Origin of the sequence: Paenibacillus sp. OV219 (assembly GCF_900110075.1) — a bacterium.
Taxonomy (GTDB): Bacteria; Bacillota; Bacilli; order Paenibacillales; family Paenibacillaceae; genus Paenibacillus_Z.
Window position 1 is genome coordinate 1 of sequence record NZ_FOCJ01000012.1, and the last position, 19,072, is coordinate 19,072.

19 protein-coding genes, 1 tRNA gene, 1 rRNA gene and 1 pseudogene are annotated in these 19,072 nt (G+C 49.9%); 3 read left to right on the forward strand and 19 right to left on the reverse strand.

Going from position 1 to position 19,072, the window contains the following annotated elements; translation table 11 throughout:
• Window positions 1–70, reverse strand: a 16S ribosomal RNA gene (locus BMY11_RS23790); the annotation flags it as partial.
• A 451-nt stretch (window positions 71–521) separates the two neighbouring features.
• Window positions 522–1,004, reverse strand: coding sequence for a hypothetical protein (locus BMY11_RS23795; protein ID WP_143069338.1), 483 nt, complete (start codon window positions 1,002–1,004; stop codon window positions 522–524).
• 144 nt (window positions 1,005–1,148) lie between these two features.
• Here BMY11_RS23795 and BMY11_RS29775 point away from each other — a divergent pair.
• A pseudogene (locus BMY11_RS29775) lies at window positions 1,149–1,259 on the forward strand (DUF2975 domain-containing protein); the annotation flags it as partial.
• Window positions 1,260–1,373: 114 nt separating this feature from the next.
• Here BMY11_RS29775 and BMY11_RS23805 read toward each other — a convergent pair.
• The 4 genes from BMY11_RS23805 to BMY11_RS23820 all read right to left on the reverse strand — a co-directional run bounded on the left by BMY11_RS23805 (window position 1,374) and on the right by BMY11_RS23820 (window position 3,960).
• Window positions 1,374–2,153, reverse strand: a complete 780-nt coding sequence (locus tag BMY11_RS23805) for an SDR family oxidoreductase (RefSeq protein WP_090582108.1) — start codon at window positions 2,151–2,153, stop codon at window positions 1,374–1,376.
• Window positions 2,154–2,302: 149 nt separating this feature from the next.
• Entirely contained in the window at window positions 2,303–2,497 is a 195-nt protein-coding gene (locus BMY11_RS23810; RefSeq protein ID WP_090582110.1) for a hypothetical protein, read from the reverse strand.
• A gap of 330 nt (window positions 2,498–2,827) precedes the next feature.
• Window positions 2,828–3,319, reverse strand: coding sequence for a P-loop nucleotide/nucleoside kinase family protein (locus BMY11_RS23815; RefSeq protein WP_218150214.1), 492 nt, complete (start codon window positions 3,317–3,319; stop codon window positions 2,828–2,830).
• A 77-nt stretch (window positions 3,320–3,396) separates the two neighbouring features.
• Window positions 3,397–3,960 carry a GNAT family N-acetyltransferase gene (locus BMY11_RS23820; RefSeq protein WP_090582112.1) on the reverse strand — a complete coding sequence of 188 codons (564 nt, stop codon included), beginning with the start codon at window positions 3,958–3,960 and terminating at the stop codon, window positions 3,397–3,399.
• A 213-nt stretch (window positions 3,961–4,173) separates the two neighbouring features.
• Here BMY11_RS23820 and BMY11_RS23825 point away from each other — a divergent pair.
• Window positions 4,174–4,250: transfer RNA gene (locus BMY11_RS23825), tRNA-Met, on the forward strand.
• Window positions 4,251–4,334: 84 nt separating this feature from the next.
• Here the strand turns inward: BMY11_RS23825 and BMY11_RS23830 are convergent.
• The 7 genes from BMY11_RS23830 to BMY11_RS23860 form a co-directional block, all read right to left on the reverse strand.
• Window positions 4,335–4,751 (reverse strand): sugar phosphate isomerase/epimerase family protein, encoded by a 417-nt coding sequence (locus BMY11_RS23830; RefSeq protein ID WP_090582114.1) that lies wholly within the window; start codon window positions 4,749–4,751, stop codon window positions 4,335–4,337.
• A gap of 133 nt (window positions 4,752–4,884) precedes the next feature.
• Window positions 4,885–5,121 carry a hypothetical protein gene (locus tag BMY11_RS23835; protein WP_090582116.1) on the reverse strand — a complete coding sequence of 79 codons (237 nt, stop codon included), beginning with the start codon at window positions 5,119–5,121 and terminating at the stop codon, window positions 4,885–4,887.
• Window positions 5,122–5,156: 35 nt separating this feature from the next.
• A complete protein-coding gene (locus BMY11_RS23840; protein WP_090582119.1) occupies window positions 5,157–6,005 on the reverse strand; it encodes an AraC family transcriptional regulator in 849 nt (282 codons plus the stop codon).
• Window positions 6,006–6,033: 28 nt separating this feature from the next.
• Window positions 6,034–7,086 (reverse strand): zinc-binding dehydrogenase, encoded by a 1,053-nt coding sequence (locus BMY11_RS23845; protein WP_090582120.1) that lies wholly within the window; start codon window positions 7,084–7,086, stop codon window positions 6,034–6,036.
• 255 nt (window positions 7,087–7,341) lie between these two features.
• Entirely contained in the window at window positions 7,342–8,592 is a 1,251-nt protein-coding gene (locus tag BMY11_RS23850) for a Gfo/Idh/MocA family protein (RefSeq protein WP_090582122.1), read from the reverse strand.
• 28 nt (window positions 8,593–8,620) lie between these two features.
• Window positions 8,621–9,346, reverse strand: a complete 726-nt coding sequence (locus BMY11_RS23855) for a DeoR/GlpR family DNA-binding transcription regulator (RefSeq protein WP_256217747.1) — start codon at window positions 9,344–9,346, stop codon at window positions 8,621–8,623.
• Between the two features lie 13 nt (window positions 9,347–9,359).
• Window positions 9,360–10,232 (reverse strand): class II fructose-bisphosphate aldolase, encoded by an 873-nt coding sequence (locus BMY11_RS23860; RefSeq protein ID WP_090582124.1) that lies wholly within the window; start codon window positions 10,230–10,232, stop codon window positions 9,360–9,362.
• Between the two features lie 204 nt (window positions 10,233–10,436).
• On the opposite strand from BMY11_RS23860, the gene BMY11_RS23865 reads away from it, so the two are divergent.
• Complete coding sequence (locus tag BMY11_RS23865) at window positions 10,437–11,489, forward strand: SIS domain-containing protein (protein ID WP_090582126.1); 1,053 nt, start codon at window positions 10,437–10,439, stop codon at window positions 11,487–11,489.
• A 1,083-nt stretch (window positions 11,490–12,572) separates the two neighbouring features.
• On the opposite strand, the gene BMY11_RS23870 is transcribed toward BMY11_RS23865, so the two are convergent.
• The 6 genes from BMY11_RS23870 to BMY11_RS23895 all read right to left on the reverse strand — a co-directional run bounded on the left by BMY11_RS23870 (window position 12,573) and on the right by BMY11_RS23895 (window position 19,050).
• A complete protein-coding gene (locus BMY11_RS23870; protein WP_090582128.1) occupies window positions 12,573–13,550 on the reverse strand; it encodes an ABC transporter ATP-binding protein in 978 nt (325 codons plus the stop codon).
• Window positions 13,547–14,608 (reverse strand): ABC transporter ATP-binding protein, encoded by a 1,062-nt coding sequence (locus BMY11_RS23875; protein WP_090582130.1) that lies wholly within the window; start codon window positions 14,606–14,608, stop codon window positions 13,547–13,549. Before BMY11_RS23875 ends, BMY11_RS23870 begins: the two co-directional genes overlap by 4 nt.
• Window positions 14,575–15,552, reverse strand: coding sequence for an ABC transporter permease (locus BMY11_RS23880; RefSeq protein ID WP_090582132.1), 978 nt, complete (start codon window positions 15,550–15,552; stop codon window positions 14,575–14,577). The genes BMY11_RS23875 and BMY11_RS23880 overlap by 34 nt, the downstream gene beginning before the upstream one ends.
• On the reverse strand, window positions 15,549–16,520 hold the full coding sequence (locus BMY11_RS23885) for an ABC transporter permease (RefSeq protein ID WP_090582134.1): 972 nt from the start codon (window positions 16,518–16,520) through the stop codon (window positions 15,549–15,551). The genes BMY11_RS23880 and BMY11_RS23885 overlap by 4 nt, the downstream gene beginning before the upstream one ends.
• Window positions 16,521–16,607: 87 nt before the next feature.
• Window positions 16,608–18,410 carry an ABC transporter substrate-binding protein gene (locus BMY11_RS23890; protein ID WP_090582136.1) on the reverse strand — a complete coding sequence of 601 codons (1,803 nt, stop codon included), beginning with the start codon at window positions 18,408–18,410 and terminating at the stop codon, window positions 16,608–16,610.
• A gap of 466 nt (window positions 18,411–18,876) precedes the next feature.
• Window positions 18,877–19,050: an aspartyl-phosphate phosphatase Spo0E family protein gene (locus tag BMY11_RS23895; protein WP_143069339.1), complete on the reverse strand. Its 174-nt coding sequence runs from the start codon at window positions 19,048–19,050 to the stop codon at window positions 18,877–18,879.
• Window positions 19,051–19,072: the final 22 nt, after the last annotated feature.

Below are 19,072 nucleotides of genomic sequence, written 5' to 3' on the forward strand. Positions count from 1 at the left end.
TCCGCTCGACTTGCATGTATTAGGCACGCCGCCAGCGTTCGTCCTGAGCCAGGATCAAACTCTCCATAATAGGCGAAATGGCGGAGCCATTTGCGCCAAATGAATTTGCTTGTTAGCTCATTCAAAAAACTAGCTCGTCAGAAACACTTTCGCCAAATGGCGATCGTCGTTTCGACGTATTTTATGACCTTTTGACAGGTCGCTCATTGTTCAGTTTTCAAGGAACAAAATTCTTTATTTCTCGTCCCAACCTCTCGGCCGGAACTAGAATATATCATATATCGAAACTCAATTGCAAGCTTTATTTTTCAACTTGTTTTTCGTTTCGCCCACCGTGCTTGGCTTACCTCTCAGCGGCAGAATGCTATATTAACATGATATCAGCGTAGTAGTCCAGTGTTAAAATATTCCTGTTCATTCTCACTTCCCTTAAAAGATATTGTGGCGTTCACAAGCTTACTCTACTTTCTAATCGCAACAAATGAAAAGCTGCCCGAGTTACCTCGGACAGCTCACAATCATCATTTAATTAAAGCATCTATTCTCATAGAAAAACTGTCCCAGTCTCCATGGTAACCTAAGTTCATGCCCCAGCCTACTGCCCTTAAATCATCCTTTAGTTTTGTTAACTCCTCTTTTTGATTGTTATTGAGGTTTGTGTTTGGATAGCCTGTGTAAGTAGGATACTTTGAGAAATATCTATATAAGTTCCATAAATCATTTTCTTGGCTCTTTGACATTAATCCTGAATCTTTACCTGTAACCATCAAGTAATTAATATCTTCTCTGATATCTTCTATTTTTTCGAGAACCATATTTGCTTCCTGCCAGTTATTCTTTATTTGATAATCTATTGTACTTTCCAATTGAACTAGATCCCCCTGCAATCCAAAGGATAAATGGGAATAAGCATCTTTAATGTGTTTAACATTCAGATAAACATAAGTGAAGAGAATAATGTTAACTAGAACTGACACTATAATGATGCCTTTTTTGTATTTCATTTTGTCTCCTTTTGTTTTTTTAATGCCGAGGTCCTTACACAAAAATCCCATATTTCGAATATTCGCGAAGTGATTGAACTCTCCTGCCCGTTCGTAGTAAAGTCTGCTGGATCTACCCATATGGAGCGGCTCTGCCTTTTTACTTTCTCGGAATTATCTGTAAAAGCTTTTAAAGAACATAAAGTGCTGTGCATTACAATCAGTGGTTTGTATGTATTAGGTTTGCCACTCTTTCATTTAATAGCGAAGAAATTGCGTCTCCTACTGAGTATTGGGAATCAAATAGAGAAAAGAAGGGTAGCGATTAAGCTATCCCTTCTTTTCATTTGAGTCTGCTTATACGGATAAGCTTGGATCATCGAATCGGATTTACTTCGACTCCGTCAGCATATTGTTCACAGACTTGCTGAGCTGGTTGAAAATAAACTTCGGAGCAATCCGGTTCATAAGCTTCAAGGCGTTACTTTGCCCAGGCCGGATTTCGAAGTTATCCCGCTCCATGCCCCGAATTGCAATCCCAACCATTTTGGACACGCTCATCGCTTTGGAGCCTGCTAGATCTGCTGGCTCGAACGAGTCCACCAGCGGAGTTTCTGTCAACGGAGGCGCTAGCTCAAATACTTTTACTTTCGTATTTTTGAGCTGCACTCTCAACGACTGTGTATAAGAATGTAATCCTGCTTTTGCTGCACAATACACCGGTGAGATAGGCAGCGGGACGAAAGCAAGTCCTGATGATACATTCATGATAGCGGCCGACTCCTGCGTTTTTAAATATTCTAGGAATTGTTTCGTCATCCAAATTGGTCCGCTTAAATTCGTTTCGATCTCGCGATTGAGATCCTCCAGATCGATGTCCTGGTCATGAAGATTAATTCTACGCATGAATCCTGCATTATTGATTAGGACGTTGAGTTTAGGGAATTGCTTCACCACGGTTTCAAACAAACCAGCTATCGCTTTAGGATCCGCTGCATCGCTCTGTAACGTATGTACTGTCGGAAGTTTTTTCTTCGCAGCATCCAGCCTCACCAGATCTCGACCAGTAATGATAACGGTATTCCCTAGCTTAATCAGTTGTGCTGCAAATTCGAAGCCGATGCCAGATGTGCCTCCTGTGATAAGAACGGTGTTACCACTCATTTTCATACGGTTTCCTAACCTTCCTTGTTATGAGTACGAAGCTTCTATTCAGTATAGTAGCACACAAAAGAACTAAACTACCCGTTACTTCAACTAAAAAAGAGACCCACAGCAACGGGCTGCGGATCTAACCTCGAAATTTATTAGTCCTCATTTCATTGCAAGCCAGTATAGATTTGAATTTCTTCTATAAACAAATCATTAAGTGAGCTGACAGTGCCGTCTTTCTCCACCTGATATAAATCCAGTTTCTCTCCATTTACTGTAATCTCAATACAGCAGTTCCAACAATAATAATGTTGTTTACCGATCTTACCTATATCAACCGAGTTACAGTTCAAACATTTCATGCAGCATATCCTCCTTACATTTAAAACGGCTATAATCTATCAATATCTTTCCCTTTTGTTAGTAGATTATACGTAGTTCCATCTGTAAGCGCGGATTTGTATTCTAACAAACTCTCGATGTATACCATTTATAGAGCTGAATCGATCTTTTCTATTAAACCAGGCAGTTCTATTTCATATCGTTACTGGTTGGGGTCACTTGTCATGCTTCAATATAAAATCCACGATCGGCTTGGGATCCGGCAGTCCGTGCGGATGGTGCCCGCCCCCTTCTTTGCCGAAAACGGTGATTATGTCGCTCTATCCGTGTTTTTCGTAGAAGTCGCATAACTAATTGCCGGAAGTTTCAAGTTCCTCTGGTGAAGGTGGCTCAAAAATTTGTATCCACTCTTTAAGTTTAGCTTTGGGTATGAAAAAAGTTCCCTCTGGGTTCATCACATTTCTAGCTTCTAAACGTTCAAACAACACTTCTTCAGGCACATCAACAAAATGAATTTTAAAGTCGGCCCCAAGGTTATTAGCTCGAGTACGAAACTCGTCTCGTTGACTTCGGACCCAGCATCCAAAATCCAAAATAACATCAACACCAAGAATTAAAACTCTAGATGCCACTTCCCACATTAGGGATTCCACAGAATCATGTCTAGAATCATGCTTTGTTTCTTCAGATTGCGTCATGTTATCCCCGAAATCATGCCCAAATAAATGGATATGCCATTCATCAGGAGTAAGGCGAAGTGCAGAGTATTTCGTTTCGAGTTGACGGGCCAAAGTAGTCTTACCGCTACAAGGGAGACCAACCATTAAATGTAGAGACGCCACGAGATTCCTCTCCTTTATAAAACATATATCCAGCATTTTTTTGAAATAATCTGCTCTAGAGCTGCATACACATCGCCTTAAATCGGCTTCACCATGCGGCGATAGTCGCTGTCTCCAATCCGCATCGTGCCGGTTTCGTTATAGCCGCTTGCCACGTAGAGCTTGTAAGCTCTATCGTTATAGGCTTCCACGATTAGCGCCGTGCGGTCGAACCCGAGCTCGGCTGCACGCTGCTCGGCCGCAGTCATAAGCCGCTTCGCGATACCTTGCCCGCGGTAAGGCTCCGCGACAGCCAGTGCATCCAAGTAGTATTCACCGTCCTGGGCTTCCCTGACAATTGCGCTTTCCGCCATCAACGGAGACCGGCGGCGCAGCGGCGCCAGAAAAGGCTCGTCCAGCAGATGCGCATCATTGCCGGAGTAAGCGACGAGCATGCCCGCAACCTGCCCGTCTTGCTCAGCGACGAGGACATGGTCGCAGCTGACCCGATTGCCTTGCTGATTGTAGAAGCCTGCCAGCCGTTCAGCCGCCTCGGCCTCATCGGAAGCTCCAGTAAGCAAATACGCGATATCCCCGATCGCTTCGAGCAGCAGCGGAATGACCGCCGGCGCGTCGTCTCTTGTCGCCATACGCGTTAACACGGCAATTCGCCTCCAATCCTAATTCTACTTCTTCCTATGATACCGACTTCACTGAAAGTTATCTACGCACATTATATCCACTTGCCGAATGATGCAAAACTGCCCTTTTGCGTAGAAGCTCTACATTAAGTTTGCTTATTAGTTCGAATTACTGTAGCATAGGATAATAGTTGAACGTTAAATGATCAAAGTGCTTAGTTATACGATCATTATCGCGGGGTGGAGCAGCTCGGTAGCTCGTCGGGCTCATAACCCGAAGGCCGCAGGTTCAAATCCTGCCCCCGCAACCAACCTACACGAATAGCTCGACACATAGATGAAAATGCCTCCAATCCACGTTCAGTGGATTGGAGGCATTTTTGCATTACTAGTTTTCACGCATTATTTTTCAAGTAACGCACTGAATCAGACAAGCTCTTGCTCCGCTCACCGGATAAGCCGCATTCCAAGGATAAAAACCCCTCATAACGCAGCTCCTTCAATTTGGCAAAAGGCTGACGGAAGTCCAGATGGCCTGTACCCGGTTCCTTCCGCGCGCTATCCGCGAGGTGGAAGTAGCCGATGTTGCTGTAATGCTGCTCGATCGAAGCAGTAATATCGGCTTCCTCAATGTTCATGTGGAAGAAGTCAGCCATCACTTTAATGTGCGAGCTTCCGGTCCGCTGAATGAGCGATACGGCCTGCTCGACCCGGTTAATCATATGATCCTCGTAGCGATTAAGCGGCTCTAGCAATAGATACACGCCAAGCTCCTCTGCTTCTCTGCGATTCTCGTTAAGGAATCTAGCAATGCTTCCTCATCGCCTGCGGTATCGCGTGGCAGGGGGACGCCTCTCGTTACGATGCCAAAAGCAGCAGGTGCAATCAGGCCCTGCGCCCCGATTCGCCGAATTTGTTCCAGAGACTGACCGATTCCGGCTACTGCTACGAGACGCTGCTCGCGGTCAAAATCTCCGATCCAATGTTTATAACCGCCGCATACGGCGCTTGCAGGAATACCCGAACGCTCCGAAGCGAGTATAATTTCGTCTGCTGTTGCTCTGTTAAAGGCGCTCCATGATGCGTAATCTCCACGCCGTCATATCCCAATTGCTTAGCTTCCGCGAAGATATCGCTGTAGTCGCTCTTTCCGGTCAATCTGTCCTGCAATGCGAATCTCACCCTAGCATGACTCCTTTACTCAGACAAGTTGTTGTTCATGTATGGAAGCCGAAAGGCTTGTTGAGCTCCCGATATTGAGATGGCGGGACGCCCACATAGGATTTGAATAAACGGCTGAATGTCGGGATACCGCTGAAGCCTGCCGCAAGCGCGATCTCGCCGATGGATAGGTCGCTTGTTTGGAGCAGTGTCTTCGCTTTGAGCACTCGCATCTCGCGGTGAACCTGGATTGGAGACTTCCCGAACAATTCTTTGAAGCGATTGCTGACATACGTCGGATGCATCTGTATTTTCTGAGCTAATTTGCCGAGAGACAGCTCTTGCTCCGGATGCTGAATAATTTGCGCTAATATATCCAGAAAGCTGTTCGAATGCTGATCCGGTCGAGTAACCGCGTTCTCATTCATCGCCGAAACGAGGATATGATACAGCAATTCCAGCGATTTGGCTTTCTCCAGAATACGGGTCGGTAGAAAACCGGGCGCCGCATTGCGGGAATTCGCGGAGTTCTGAAATTGGAGGAACGCTTGCTCGAATTCGGACGTATTCTCCAGCTTGAATATAAGAGGAAGCTGAAACAACCGGAACACATCAATTAAACCAGCGATTTGGAACGTAAAATGCCACCAGAGAAAGACGGATTCCTCATTCGTGTCCTTGTAATGATCATGCTCGATATTGGGAGGAATAAGGACGACATGCCCTGTGTCGATCGGATAGATGACATCTCCAATCCGTAATGTCGCCTTGCCTTCTTTATGGTAAGACATGACATAATAGGGAAGGACGCGACTGAGAACCTTCAGCTCTCTTCGGCTATGAATGTCGAATTGTTGGATATGCAGCGACGCATGCTCGAGCAGCATGTTCAAGCTTTCACTCACGTTTCTTCCCTCCCTAACCAACCTTTTATTAGAAAGTCACACCAAGCTTGACGCTTCTTTCCGGATGCTGATCGACAAACTCCTCATAGCCTTCCGCACACTCGAGGAAAGGGATGACCGGATTAATGATTTCTTCGCAATTCATTTGATTTCCCTGCAAAATCGTCCAGCATTCGTTCTCGATTCTTCTCCAGCTCCATCTCGGATGGTCAGGGTTCGGATCGCTGCACGCGCGGGAGAAGATGATCTTCGCGTTATTGAAATGTGCTTCCCGGCCAAAATCAAGTCCGCCCTTGAAAGCGCGAGCCCATCCGACGTAAGCGATTGTCCCGCCGTAGGCTAACCCGCGCAGTGAAGATTGGAGCGCTTGCTCATTCGCGCTTGTTTCAATGATGACATCGACGCCGAGCTTGCCCGTTGCCTTCTTCAATTCGAGGCCAATATCCTGAGATAACGGATCGAATGCGGCAGTAGCTCCTGCCCGAAGCGCTGCTTCCCGCCGCTTGGCGATTGGATCAATGACCGCTACGTAGCTAGCTCCCCCGAGACGTGCCAATTGCGCCGCAATAGCGCCAATGGCTCCGAGTCCAAATATCGCTACCGTATCTCCGATTCGCATCCCGCTGTCCCGAATTCCGCTTAGCGCGAACTGGGCAGGATCGAAGCATAGCGCATTTTTCCAAGGCATGGCGTCAGGCATCTTGAGCAAATAATAGTTATCAACTGCATTGACGATATGCGTTTCACGAATGCCTCCGTAGCTGCACACCCGATCGCCCACTTTGTAATCAGTGACGTCGCTTCCCGCTTCCACAATAACGCCGACCCATTGGTTGCCCAAATTCCATTTCCCAAATTTATCGGACTTGTTCGTCTCATCCCTCGGAATAAACGCCTGCCACTCTTCATTATAGTAATCGTTCACATGCGGGCTCTCTCCACGGAACTCAGCGAGCTCGGAGCCGTGCTTCGGTGAAGCATACTGAATTTGGACCTTCACTTGATGCGCCTGAACGACCTCATCCTCATATGGAATCAAGGCTGCTTTTCTAGGAGAAACCGCTATCAATTTCTGCGTCATATTATTCATGCTCCTTTGATTTTCTATGGTTTCGTAGTAAGCGCTTACGACGACTTAGCCCTAATTATAATGTCATCTGTAGAACGCGTATATAGCCGTAATAAATTGATATATAACAGTTTTACAGGTCGTGCGGCTTATCTATCACCCCTAGTAAATAAGTACAAATTTGCTACTTCGTTAAAAATAAAAATGACCCGCAGGACAGTCACTTTTCAAAAAGTGTCTATCTTACAGGTCAAGGCTCGTATCGTGTTACACCAGCGACTTCAGATCTGCAATGTAGCGTTCGAAGCTTACCGTCTCGCCGGTCAAACGCGACTGCTCAGCGGCAAAAACGAGCAAATGGCTGTGCGCGGATTCCATGCCCGAGCTTACGCCGCTCGTCTCCGTCTCCACCTGCCTGACGAAGCTCTGCATCAGCACCGAATCAGCTCCGCTGTGCGAACCTTCCTGCTGCTCTGGCCGAATGATCTCCGTCTTGCCGGAGAAATGGCGAATCTCAATCTCATTCGTGCCGGAATGGCCGAGCAGCTCTCCGGTCGTGCCCATGATTTTGAAGGAACGGCTCGTGTCGCGGGTGAATGCCGTCATCGTGAAAGCGACCGTCACCTCATTATCGAACAGCATATTAACGACTTGATGATCGACGACGTCGTTATCGCAGCGGAACACACATCTACCGTACGGTCCGTGCTTTAAAGCGTGCAGACGCGCTTCGATTGTAGGGGCGAGCGAGACGACATTTTGCGGCCATTCGTCCTTCTCGTTCAGATAGAGCTTAATCGCCGATACTGGACATTCATGCTCCACCTTGCAGCCATCCGTGCAGCGGGCAGTTGACCCTTCGGGCGCATTCTCCTCTCGGAAATAAGACAAGCTGCCGTAGGAGGAAACGCTCTTGCAATTACCGCCGATAATCCACTTCAAGTAATCGAGATCATGGCAGCACTTCTGCAGCAGCATCGGGCTGGACAAGGTGCTATTGCGCCAATTGCCTCGCACGAAGCTGTGTGCTTGATGCGCGAAGCCGACGTTCTCCGTCCAATGAATCGTCATTAGTTTGCCGACGGCGCCTTGATCAAGCAGCCGCTTCACCGTGCTGAAATAGTTCGAGTATCGCATGCTGTGGCAGATTGTAAGTATCCGATTGCGGCGCTCCGCCTCTTCCGCCATAAGCAGCGCTTCCTTCGGATTCGGCGACATCGGCTTCTCTAGCAGAATATGATAGCCGACCTCAAGCGCCTTCATCGTCGGATGAAAATGTTCCCTGTCCATCGTGCAGATGAGCAGCGCCTCGCACAGCTTGGGCTGATTAAGCAGCTCCTCCCAGCATGCGAACTGCTTATCCGGCGTAATGCCGTACATCTCGGCGAACTTCAGCCTGCGCTCTTCATTCGGCTCCGCCACAGCAACGAATTTGATCTCATGCGGCTTGCGCAGCGCGTAAGAACCGAGACCGAACATGCCCCGATTGCCTGCCCCGATTACTGCAGCGTGAATCATTGCTCCATCCTCCTATTTTATGAAAATATTAGAGGTCCGTAATAACGCCAGTGACGCCGTCGTATGGAATGATTGTAAACAGCGCCGACTTCTGCAGCTTCGTTTGGTCATATACCGCATACACCTTGCTTGACCGTGCGATGAACAGTTGTGCTATGCGGGCTTCCAGCTCGGAATGTGTCGTGAAACCATGCTCGCGAGAGACTCCGTCGACACCGAGGAACATCTTCGTAATGTTCAGCTTCTCGATAACGCTCTCCGCCAGCGGCCCGATCAGCTCGTAGCTTTTATGCCGCATGACACCACCTGATACGACGACCTGGACACCTTCTGCATCAAATAATTCTGCTGCAATATTAACGGCGTTCGTGACGACCGTAATGTTCTGATGATCCTTCAGCGCCTTGGCAATGAGGAAAGTCGTCGTGCCGCCTGTCAGGCAGATGACATCGCCTTCCTCAACGAGCGCGGCAGCATCGGCAGCGATACGCTCCTTGCCTTCCTTACTGACGGATCGTTTATCGGCAAAAGCAAGCTCAGCGGCGTTGTTTCGGCTACTGCCTTCATCATAGACCGCCCCGCCAATGGTACGGATGATGAAATTCGATTGCTCCAGCGCCTCCAGATCACGGCGGATCGTGGCGATTGAGCTATCGGTAATATCCATCAGCTCACTAATTGACGCTTTGCCAGATTGTTTAATGCGCTCCAGCATTTTCGTTCGGCGCAGTTCACCTTTTGATTGCATAATCATTCTTGCCTCCAGCTTAACGTTGTTGGATGTGAGCAGCCTTGCCTATACAGCCACATAGCTGCATTTTCTCGATGGCAAGCTGCTTGACGGCTTTCTTCGCCGGTACCATGTAGGTTCGTGGATCGTTCTCGCTGGGCCGCTCCGCAAACACCTGCTTAATTGCATCCGAGAATGCAATACGAAGCTCTGTCGCAATATTCATCTTCGCCATGCCGAGCGAAACGGCGAGCTTCACCTGCTCGGCCGGGATGCCGGAACCGCCATGAAGCACGAGAGGCGCTGTCACCAGCTCTGCAATCGCAGCGATCCGCTTGAAATCAATGTTCGGTGTTCCTTTGTAGATGCCATGCGCCGTGCCGATCGCAGGCGCCAGTGTATGGACACCGGTTCGAGCCATGAATGCCACGCACTCATCAGGGTCAGCGAGCAGTGCATCTTGTTCCTCCACGACGATATCATCCTCGACGCCGCCTACTTTGCCAAGCTCTGCTTCGACATTCACGCCAGCGGCATACGCCACCTCCATCACCTTCTTCGTGCGGGACACATTCTCTTCGAATGGAAGCATCGAAGCATCAATCATAACGGAAGTATAGCCTGCACGAATGCATTTGACGATGATGTCGAAATCCGTGCAATGGTCAAGATGCAGAGCAATCGGCAAGCCGGTCCGGTTCGCAGCAACTGTAGCAGCGGCGGCGATATAGTCCGGTCCGAGATGCTTCACCGTCCCTACGGTCGATTGGATAATGAGCGGTGACTGCATCTCCTCAGCAGCTTCTGTTACGGCTTGAAGCATCTCCAAAGTATGAACATTGAACGCGGCAACGGCATAACGGCCTTTTCTTGCTCTGTGAAGCATGTCGGTAGATGAAATGAGCGGCATTCGATCTTCTCCTCCCCATGCTGAACCTTTGAACTTTTGAACCTCTGATCCTTATCCTTATCTTTATAGTTTTATCATAGCTGCGCTTCGTGATCTTTACAATCATTATTTGATCGTAAAGTTCAAATTGTGATTGATAGCATCAGCGAAACGATCTATGATGGAGATAGAAGAGATTGACCTATTCGGAGGAGGAGTTCAAAAATGAGCTTGACCTATGAGGAAATCAAACAGCAATACTCTGCCTTGCTGCAAACCTACGACTATATGCTCGAGCGCCGCGATTCGATTACCGAGTTCGTCCGTGCACAGGGGAAGAGCTCGGTCACGTTCATCGGCTGCGGCTCCAGCTACACGTTAAGCGCATCAGCCGCATTCTCGTTCCGCCTGCGGACAGGATTTCCCGCATCCGCACTAGCTGGCGGCGATCTGCTGCTGAACGCCGATGCCTATGCGCCGATGCTTCGCGATACGCTGCTCATCACCCCATCCCGATCCGGCTCAACAAGTGAGATCGTCGAAGCTGTTCGCCTGCTGAAAGCTCAAGGTGACGAGGCTTCAGTACCCGTACTCGCACTTTCTTGCGTTATCGACTCGGCGCTCGCGGAAATCGCCGATTTCACCTTGACCCTGCCATGGGCATTCGATCACAGTGTGTGCCAGACAAGAACGGTCACGAACTTATATACTGCGAATCTCTTGCTTGCGGCTTTTCTAGGCGATGAGGAAGATGTCATCGCAGATATCGGCTTTGCGATTGCGCAAGGCGAAGCTTACATGAGTCGCGTCGAAGCATCCATTCGGGCAGTAAGCGATTATGGATGGACGAACGCCGTCATTCTCGCCGACGGGGAGTTGAACGGACTTGCAGCTGAAGGCGCGATTGCACTGACGGAAATCGCCAAAATGCAGGCACATGCCTATCATCTGCTAGACGTCCGCCACGGTCCGATGGTGACAATTGGTCCTGATACGCTTGTCATTGCGCATCTGACCAACCAAGGCGCCGAGCATCAACGCAAGCTCATGCAGGATATTCGCGCGCGCGGCGCTAGAGTCATCGCATTCGGAGATGCGACATTGACGACCTTGCAGCCGGATGTCGATCTCGTCCTTACTGCGGTGTCACCGCTAGCGCTTCCAGCGCAAGGCATCCCGTTCCTGTTCATCCCGCAGATCGTTGCCCTCTGCAGCGCGGAGCGGCAGGGCTTCAACCCGGATCAGCCGGATGGACTGACCGCTTGGGTGAAGCTGTAGCTGATTGTTCATTTTTTCACCCTCAGCTTTTTATATAGCTACATGAAAAAAGGCATCGTTCCCGTCATACACGGGAACGATGCCTTTTAACTTATCGAGTGGTCGGCAGCTTGGCGGAGCTGTGAGTGCGTAATACGTACTCTCAGCGCGAAAATCAGCCGATTGATGCTCTGAGAGTGCAGATTCAACACTCTCAGATATGGAACCAACCGAAATCGGCAGTTTGGCGGAGCTGAGTGAGCTAAATACGTACTCTCAGCGCGAAAATCAGCCGATTGATGCTCTGAGAGTGTAGATTCAGCACTCTCAGATATGGAACCAACCAACATCGTCAGCTTGGCGTAGTTGAGTGAGCGAAATCGAGATTGGCCGATTGAATCGACACTCTCTATATGGGGGGCCCTCACCGCCGAGGCCGATCAAACTAATCTCAGTTCTGTAACTGAGAGAACACACACGTGCTCTCAGCATCCAAAACGCGCCATAAGTAGTCTGAGAGAACCTATATGTGCTTTCATCGCTGAAGTTCAACAAACTAACCATTGTTTCGTTGCTGAGAGAACACATATGTGCTCTCAGCACTCAAAACGCGCCGAATTGCGGCTGAGAGAACACATATGTTCTCTCGATGTGCAAGCTAGCCCCAAACCGCCGCCACGACCTATGTGTTCCTGGCACACTTTGATGGAGAGAGGGAAAACCCTCTCTCGACCATCGAAGCTACCCAAACAGGAACCTGAGTGCGGAAAAACCCTCTCTCAGTGAGCGCAAGAGCAAGAATTCCCCCGAAAGAGCAGCTCTAGAGTGGAAAAAGCCTCTCTCAGCTGTAAAAACACCGAAAAATCTAAAAGAGAGCGGGAAAACCCTCTCTATGAATTCTACGCGAAGTAATGGCGTGGGCCTCCGGCTCCCACTAGGCAAACTCACAAACATCACTCCAATAAATAAAAAAAATCCCTCTCACCGAATTCGTGAGAGGGATTTTGTGATCTTGCTTAATCTTGAGAGGGATTTTATAATCTCGCTACATTTTAAGAGTGATTATGTGTCTTGCTTAATCTTAAGAGTGTTATGTGATCTCGCTTATTGCAGCGGGTAATGACAAGCAACCTGCCGCTCATCCGCCATGCTCAGAAGCTGCGGCTCCTCCACCTTGCAGCGGTCCTGCACGAACGGACAGCGCGGGTGGAACCGGCATCCTGAAGGCGGGTTCGCCGGCGAAGGCACGTCTCCTTGAAGTATAATTCGCTCTTCCCGATGCTCCGTCGTCGGCTTCGGAATGGCGGACAGCAGCACCGAGGTATATGGATGAAGCGGCTTAGCGAACAGCTCCTCCGTCTTGCCTACTTCGACCATTTTCCCCAAGTACATAACTCCGACGCGATCCGAAATATGTCGAACGACGTTCAGGCCATGCGCGATAAACAAATACGTTAAGCCGAGCTCCTTCTGCAGCTTCATCATCAGGTTCAGTACCTGCGACTGCACGGAAACGTCAAGCGCCGACACCGCTTCATCCGCTACGATGAACTTCGGATTAAGTGATATTGCCCGGGCAATACCAATGCGCTGACGCTGTCCACCTGAGAATTCATGCGGATACCGGTTGCGTCTTCCGGCATCAAGTCCGACTAGCTCCATCAATTCGACAACACGATTATCCAATTCCCGTTCGCTCATTCGACGATGTACGCGCAACGGTTCACTGATTAAATCTTTCACAAGAAACCGCGGATTAAGCGAGCCGAACGGATCTTGAAAAATAATCTGCATCTCCTCGCGCAGCTTGCGAAGCTCCCGGCTTCCCGCGGTGAGAATGTTCGTGCCGTCATACTTAATCTCGCCATCCGTAGCACTCTTCAGGTTCAGCAGCACACGAGCGAGCGTCGACTTCCCACAGCCGGACTCTCCGACAAGGCCGAATGTCTCTCCTGCCCGAATGCCGAAGGAGACGTCATCGACCGCTTTCACATGGCCGATCACCCGATTCAGCAGCCCCGTCTTGATCGGAAAATACTTCTTCACATGGTTTGCTTCCACCAAATATCCGCTGCTGCTCATAACGCCACCTCCGTCTTGCTGCTGATCGTCACTTTCATCCCGTGGCTGCTCGCAGCCGATTCCGCCCCCGCAGTTCTTTTCAGCTCCGACTCATCGAGCCAGCAAGCCGCTTTATGCCCAGACGGTGACGCGAGAAGCGCAGGCTCTTGCTCCTTGCAGACATCCATCGCATGCGGGCAGCGCGGATGGAACCGACAGCCAGACGGAAGCTGGCTGATCGGCGGAATGACGCCCTTGATCGTATAAAGCTCTCCTCCGCGCTCGCCTTCGAGGCCAGGGATCGACTTCAAAAGCCCAATTGTGTACGGATGGCGCGGCTGCTCGAAGATCTCCTTCACGGTCCCTTCTTCCACGACCGTGCCCGCATACATCACGGCAATGCGGTCGGCTACCTCTGCCGCGACGCCCATATCATGCGTGATCAGCAGCATCGACATGCCGAACTCCTGCTTCAGCTGCCTTAGCAAATCCAGAATTTGCGCCTGCACCGTTACGTCGAGCGCCGTTGTCGGTTCATCGGCGATGAGCAGCTCGGGATTACACGCAAGCGCCATCGCGATAACGACCCGCTGGCACATTCCGCCTGACATCTCATGCGGATACTGCTTCGCGCGCATGTCAGGGTCCGGGATGCCGACACGGCGCAGCATCTTCACACTCGCCTGCCAGGCGTCCTTCTTGCTCATTCTCTTGTGAATACGCAGCGCCTCAGCAATCTGATCTCCTACCGTGAAGACAGGATTCAGCGCCGACATGGGATCCTGGAAAATCATCGTAATACGATTGCCGCGTATCTTCAGCATCTCCTGCTGCTTCTTCTTCACGAGGTCGCTGCCGCTAAACAGCATCTCCCCGCCTTCAATAAAGCCACCAGCATAATCAATGAGCCGCATGACCGACATGGCGGTGACGCTCTTGCCGCTACCGGACTCGCCAACGACGCATAATGTCTGTCCGCGATCGAGCTCAAGCGTGACGCGATCGGTCGCTTTCATGAACCCTTTTTCCGTCAGGAAGCCTGCCGTTAAATTACGGATTTGGAGAACTTTTTCCACCACTGCGCCAGCCTCCTTCGAGGAATTGTCGTCATCCTTGGATCGAGTCCATCACGTATGCCATCGCCGATAAAGTTCACTGCGAGCACGACGATAAGGATACTTAAGCCCGGGTAGAGCGCCTGCAGCGGATCGGTCAGCATGAACTCCTGAGCGTTGCTCAGCATCAGTCCCCAGCTCGTATCCGGCGTCTGCACGCCTAGCCCTAAGTAGGAAAGCGCAGATTCGCTCAGGATTGCGCCGCCAACCATCAGTGTCGCGGTTACGATAATTGGAGCGGTCGCATTGCGAAGCAGATGGCGAAAAATAATGCCGAGATGCGAGACGCCAATCGCCTTCGCTGCTTCCACATACTGCATCTCGCGCAGCTGCAGATACGTTCCTCGGACGAGCCGCGCGACCCCCATCCAGCTTGTAAAGGCGAGAACGAGTATCATATAGGACACTTTGGAGCCAAAAATCGCTAGAATCAGGATGTTCAGAAACAGAGATGGAATCGAGTTCATCACATCCACGAAGCGCATCGCAATCGTATCGACCCATCCGCCGAAATAACCGGAAAACGCTCCGACAAGCGTCCCGATGAAGACGGAGACAAAAGCGACGGAGAAGCCAACCGTTAGCGAGATTCGGCTGCTGTATAGCAAGCGGGAAAGAATGTCGCGACCGAGCTCATCGGTACCGAGCGGATGCCCGCTTGCCCCAGCATGAAGATTCGGTAACATCATATCGATGCGCGTCGGATCGTAAGGCGAGATCCAGCTGGCACATACAGCCGCAAGGATGAAGATTGATAAAATGACAAGCCCAACAACGGCGAACGGATTCTGCACGAACTTCTTCCATGCCGTTCTCCAAGGTCCCGGCGGCCGCTTGTCAGCAGGTGGGGTAACATCAGCCGACGAGACCTTCACAGCCTTCACTTGCTCCAGCTTCAGCCCGCTCATCGCGCCACGCTCCCTTTGCCGCCAAGCTGCACGCGTGGATCAACAATGGCGTACAGAATGTCCGCGATCAAGTTCCCGGCAACAACGATAACCGAAACGACGAGCGTAATGGACATGAGCACGGAATATTCCCGGGCAACAGCCATATCGACGAACAGGCGCCCCATCCCCGGCCAGTTGAACACCCGCTCAGTCAGCGCGGCGCCGCCGACAAGAATCGGCAGATCCAGCCCGAGTATCGTAATGATCGGAATTAGCGCATTGCGAAGCGCGTGACGGAAGATAACCCGGCCTTCACGAAGCCCTTTTGCCCGAGCTGTACGAATATAATCCTGCCCGAGCACCTCCAACATGCTCGCCTTCGCATACTTCGTGTAGGAAGCAAGAAAGCCAAGAGTCAGCACCGATACGGGTAAAATGAGATGCATAAACAGGTCGGCAATATTGCCCTCTTTCCCCATCGTATACATGTCGGATAAGGGGAGCCAATCGTGCTTTAGCGAGAAATATTCCTGCAATATGATACCGAACCAGAACGTCGGCATCGCAAACCCAATATAGGAAATGAAGGATGAGGTCTGATCGGAGAAGCCATATTGGGATGTACTGTTATAGATCCCCCACGGAATTGCAATAAGGAGCGAGAACAGCCAGGCAGCGCCCATGAGCACCATCGTGTTCTTCACCGTCGGCCATAGAATATCGCCTACCGGGATATGATTCTTGAACGTGTAGCCAAGGTCACCTGTCAGCAGATGTCCCAGCCAGATCGAATATTGTACGAACACAGGGCGGTCTAGCCCTAAGTTATGCGCTTGAACTTTGGCTGCTTCCGGTGAGAGTCCAGGTGCTAGAAACACTTGTGTGGGACCACCGGGAGCCGCATGAATCATCGCAAAGGTAAGGATGGAGATAAAGAATAGGACTACTACGGATTGGAATAAACGGCGTATTAGATATTCGGTCATTACGGATTTGGCCCCCCTTTATTCCTGAATACAGGAGAAGAGCCCCTCGGCTCTTCTCCTGATCAGACTGCGATATTTGAATTTTCCTTATTTCTTGTCGGACCACCAGTTAATCGCATGGAACAGATAGCCATAGCCAAGCGATGATTCCGGCTTATCAGCATCCGCCCAGTGCAGCGTCGACTGATCGATGACTTGCGGCAAGCCATATTGGTACAAGAATACATAAGGAAGATCAATCGAGATCTCTTTTCCGATTTGGTGATAGACTTCTGCGCGCGCAGCTTGGTCGGTTGTCGTCTGACCTTTCGTCCAGAGCGCGTCGATCGCTTCATTCTTATACCAGCCGCCATTCTGGCCAGCAGGCGGGTAGTACTTGGAAGAGAAGATGCTCTCTGCATCCGGATCCGGGTTAGATAGCGACCAGGAGAGCAGAATCGCAGGGAATTTACCCGGTGTAATGTTCTGGTCAATCCATGTTGCGAAGTCGATGCCCTTCGGCGTCACTTCGATGCCGACATCCTTCAGGTTCTGTTGAATAACGGCTGCTACCTGTTCGCGGCGGCTGTTGCCTGCGTTGTACTGGAGCTCGAAGGAGAAGCGGTGGCCGTCCTTCACGAGAATGCCGTCTTTGCCAGCTACCCAGCCGTCTTCTGCCAGCAAGCTCTTCGCTTTCTCTGGATCGAATGTGTAGTTGACCGCTTGATCGCCCGGATCCGCCCATGAGCCTGGCAGGAATGGCGAGTTCATCAGCTTGCCTGTGCCTTTCAGGACGTTATCCACCATGCCTTGACGGTTCAGCGCATTAGCAATCGCTTGACGCGTCTTCTGGCCTTTGAACGGCGAATACTTGTCCGGGAAGTTCTCATCCTTGAAGTTAAACTGTACGTACTCGTATTGCGGTCCTGGCGCAAGAATCGTGCTCAGCTTGTCATTCGCTTTAATCGCATCCATCGAAGTGACCGGAATCGCTTCGGACATTTGGATGTCGCCTTTGATCAGAGCTTGAACCTCTGTATTCTGATCGGCATAAATTTTGTAGATGACCTTCGCCACATGCGGCTTCACTTCACCCCAATAGTTCGGGTTCGTCTCCAGCGTAAGGTATTGGCCTTGCTTCCATTCGGAGAATTTCCAAGGGCCGCTTGTGACCGTTTTCGCTGGATCAACGCCGTACGCATTCTTGCTCAGTTCCTTCACCGGCACATCCTTCAGAACATGCTGAGGAACGAGAGAGCTGTACAGCGAGTATTGGAACGGCGCATACACCTGCTTCAGCTTAAATTCCACGGTGTAATCATCGATTTTGGTAATCGTATCGATCTTATCGAAGGCACTGATGCCTGGTGCACCGGCGTCCGGGTTGCGAACCGTGTTGTATGTAAACAGGACATCCTCTGCCGTAATCGGCTGGCCATCATTCCATTTGGCCGTGTTTTTCAGTTTGACCGTATAGGTCTTACCGTCCGCGCTAATCTGCGGAAGCTCTGCGGCAAGTGACCAAGGTTCTACCGCTAGATTCGCATTGCGGTCAACATCATAGAGTCTAGCATTAATGAGGTTCTCAATATCACCTGAGGAAGTATCGTTGATGTAAATGGGATTGACGGAGACGATATCGGAGAAGGTACCAATTGTTAATGTTCCGCCGTCTACTGGTGCATTTGGATCAGGAGTAGCTGTGTTGTTCGTCGTAGCAGAGTCATCTGTGGTAGCGTTGTTGGTTGTACTATTGTTCGAAGTGTTAGACGTGGTGTTTGAGTTCGCGCTGCTGTTTTTAGTACCATTGTTACCGCTGTTGTTGTTCCCCGAATCCCCACAACCACTGAGTAGAACTCCAACTAGCGCGATGACTGATAAGCCGGATACCCATTTCATTCGTTTGCTCATCTTTTACGTCCTCCCTCGTCATTAAACTTCGAAAGTTTAAATATCTCTACTTTTTAGAATTTACCAGATAACTAGCAATTGTTCAAAACATTTTTTTGAATATTTATATAATTCAGATAATTATTTAGTAAATCTTTAATTGACATTCTAGTTAAAATGTCTTAGTAAACCCCTTCCCTCTCTCTGTGATAGGTATGTCCGGCCATGGGATCATTGTAAACGATTTCAGTCATCTGCATATTGGGGGAATTAATGTCGAAATCCCTTGTAAATGGTAATGATTACGGAATATCTCTCGATTCTGCTGCGTCTTTATTGGGGGAAATTAGTGATGCCCATCTCGTATACGAATAGCGATTCCTGTCGAATGACGACGCTTCCCGCCATAAATTAGAAAGAAAAAGACCTGCTAGTCCAACCGGAACTTCCGGCGATCAGCAGGTCTTGCTATTCTATATCTACTCTCCTAGCCCACCCGGTGCAGCTTCTTCTGTTTAAGCTTCTGATAAACCACGATGTAACGGTCTAACCGCTGGCTGATGGAAACGACTTTTTCATGAGTAAAACTACCGTACGTAGAGGCTCTGTCGATCATTTCATATCGCATTGACTCAATTCGCTGTGCAAGAAATGATTCCATCTTGATCACTCCGTTCATCGTA

Coding starts and splice junctions, on each gene's coding strand:
- BMY11_RS23890 (WP_090582136.1), bottom strand. CDS start 18,410: ATGAGCAAACGAATGAAATGGGTATCCGGCTTATCAGTCATCGCGCTA.
- BMY11_RS23860 (WP_090582124.1), bottom strand. CDS start 10,232: ATGCCGCTCATTTCATCTACCGACATGCTTCACAGAGCAAGAAAAGGC.
- BMY11_RS23810 (WP_090582110.1), bottom strand. CDS start 2,497: ATGAAATGTTTGAACTGTAACTCGGTTGATATAGGTAAGATCGGTAAA.
- BMY11_RS23850 (WP_090582122.1), bottom strand. CDS start 8,592: ATGATTCACGCTGCAGTAATCGGGGCAGGCAATCGGGGCATGTTCGGT.
- BMY11_RS23880 (WP_090582132.1), bottom strand. CDS start 15,552: ATGAGCGGGCTGAAGCTGGAGCAAGTGAAGGCTGTGAAGGTCTCGTCG.
- BMY11_RS23845 (WP_090582120.1), bottom strand. CDS start 7,086: ATGACGCAGAAATTGATAGCGGTTTCTCCTAGAAAAGCAGCCTTGATT.
- BMY11_RS23865 (WP_090582126.1), top strand. CDS start 10,437: ATGAGCTTGACCTATGAGGAAATCAAACAGCAATACTCTGCCTTGCTG.
- BMY11_RS23805 (WP_090582108.1), bottom strand. CDS start 2,153: ATGAAAATGAGTGGTAACACCGTTCTTATCACAGGAGGCACATCTGGC.
- BMY11_RS23895 (WP_143069339.1), bottom strand. CDS start 19,050: ATGGAATCATTTCTTGCACAGCGAATTGAGTCAATGCGATATGAAATG.
- BMY11_RS23885 (WP_090582134.1), bottom strand. CDS start 16,520: ATGACCGAATATCTAATACGCCGTTTATTCCAATCCGTAGTAGTCCTA.
- BMY11_RS23795 (WP_143069338.1), bottom strand. CDS start 1,004: ATGAAATACAAAAAAGGCATCATTATAGTGTCAGTTCTAGTTAACATT.
- BMY11_RS23870 (WP_090582128.1), bottom strand. CDS start 13,550: ATGAGCAGCAGCGGATATTTGGTGGAAGCAAACCATGTGAAGAAGTAT.
- BMY11_RS23855 (WP_256217747.1), bottom strand. CDS start 9,346: ATGATTATGCAATCAAAAGGTGAACTGCGCCGAACGAAAATGCTGGAG.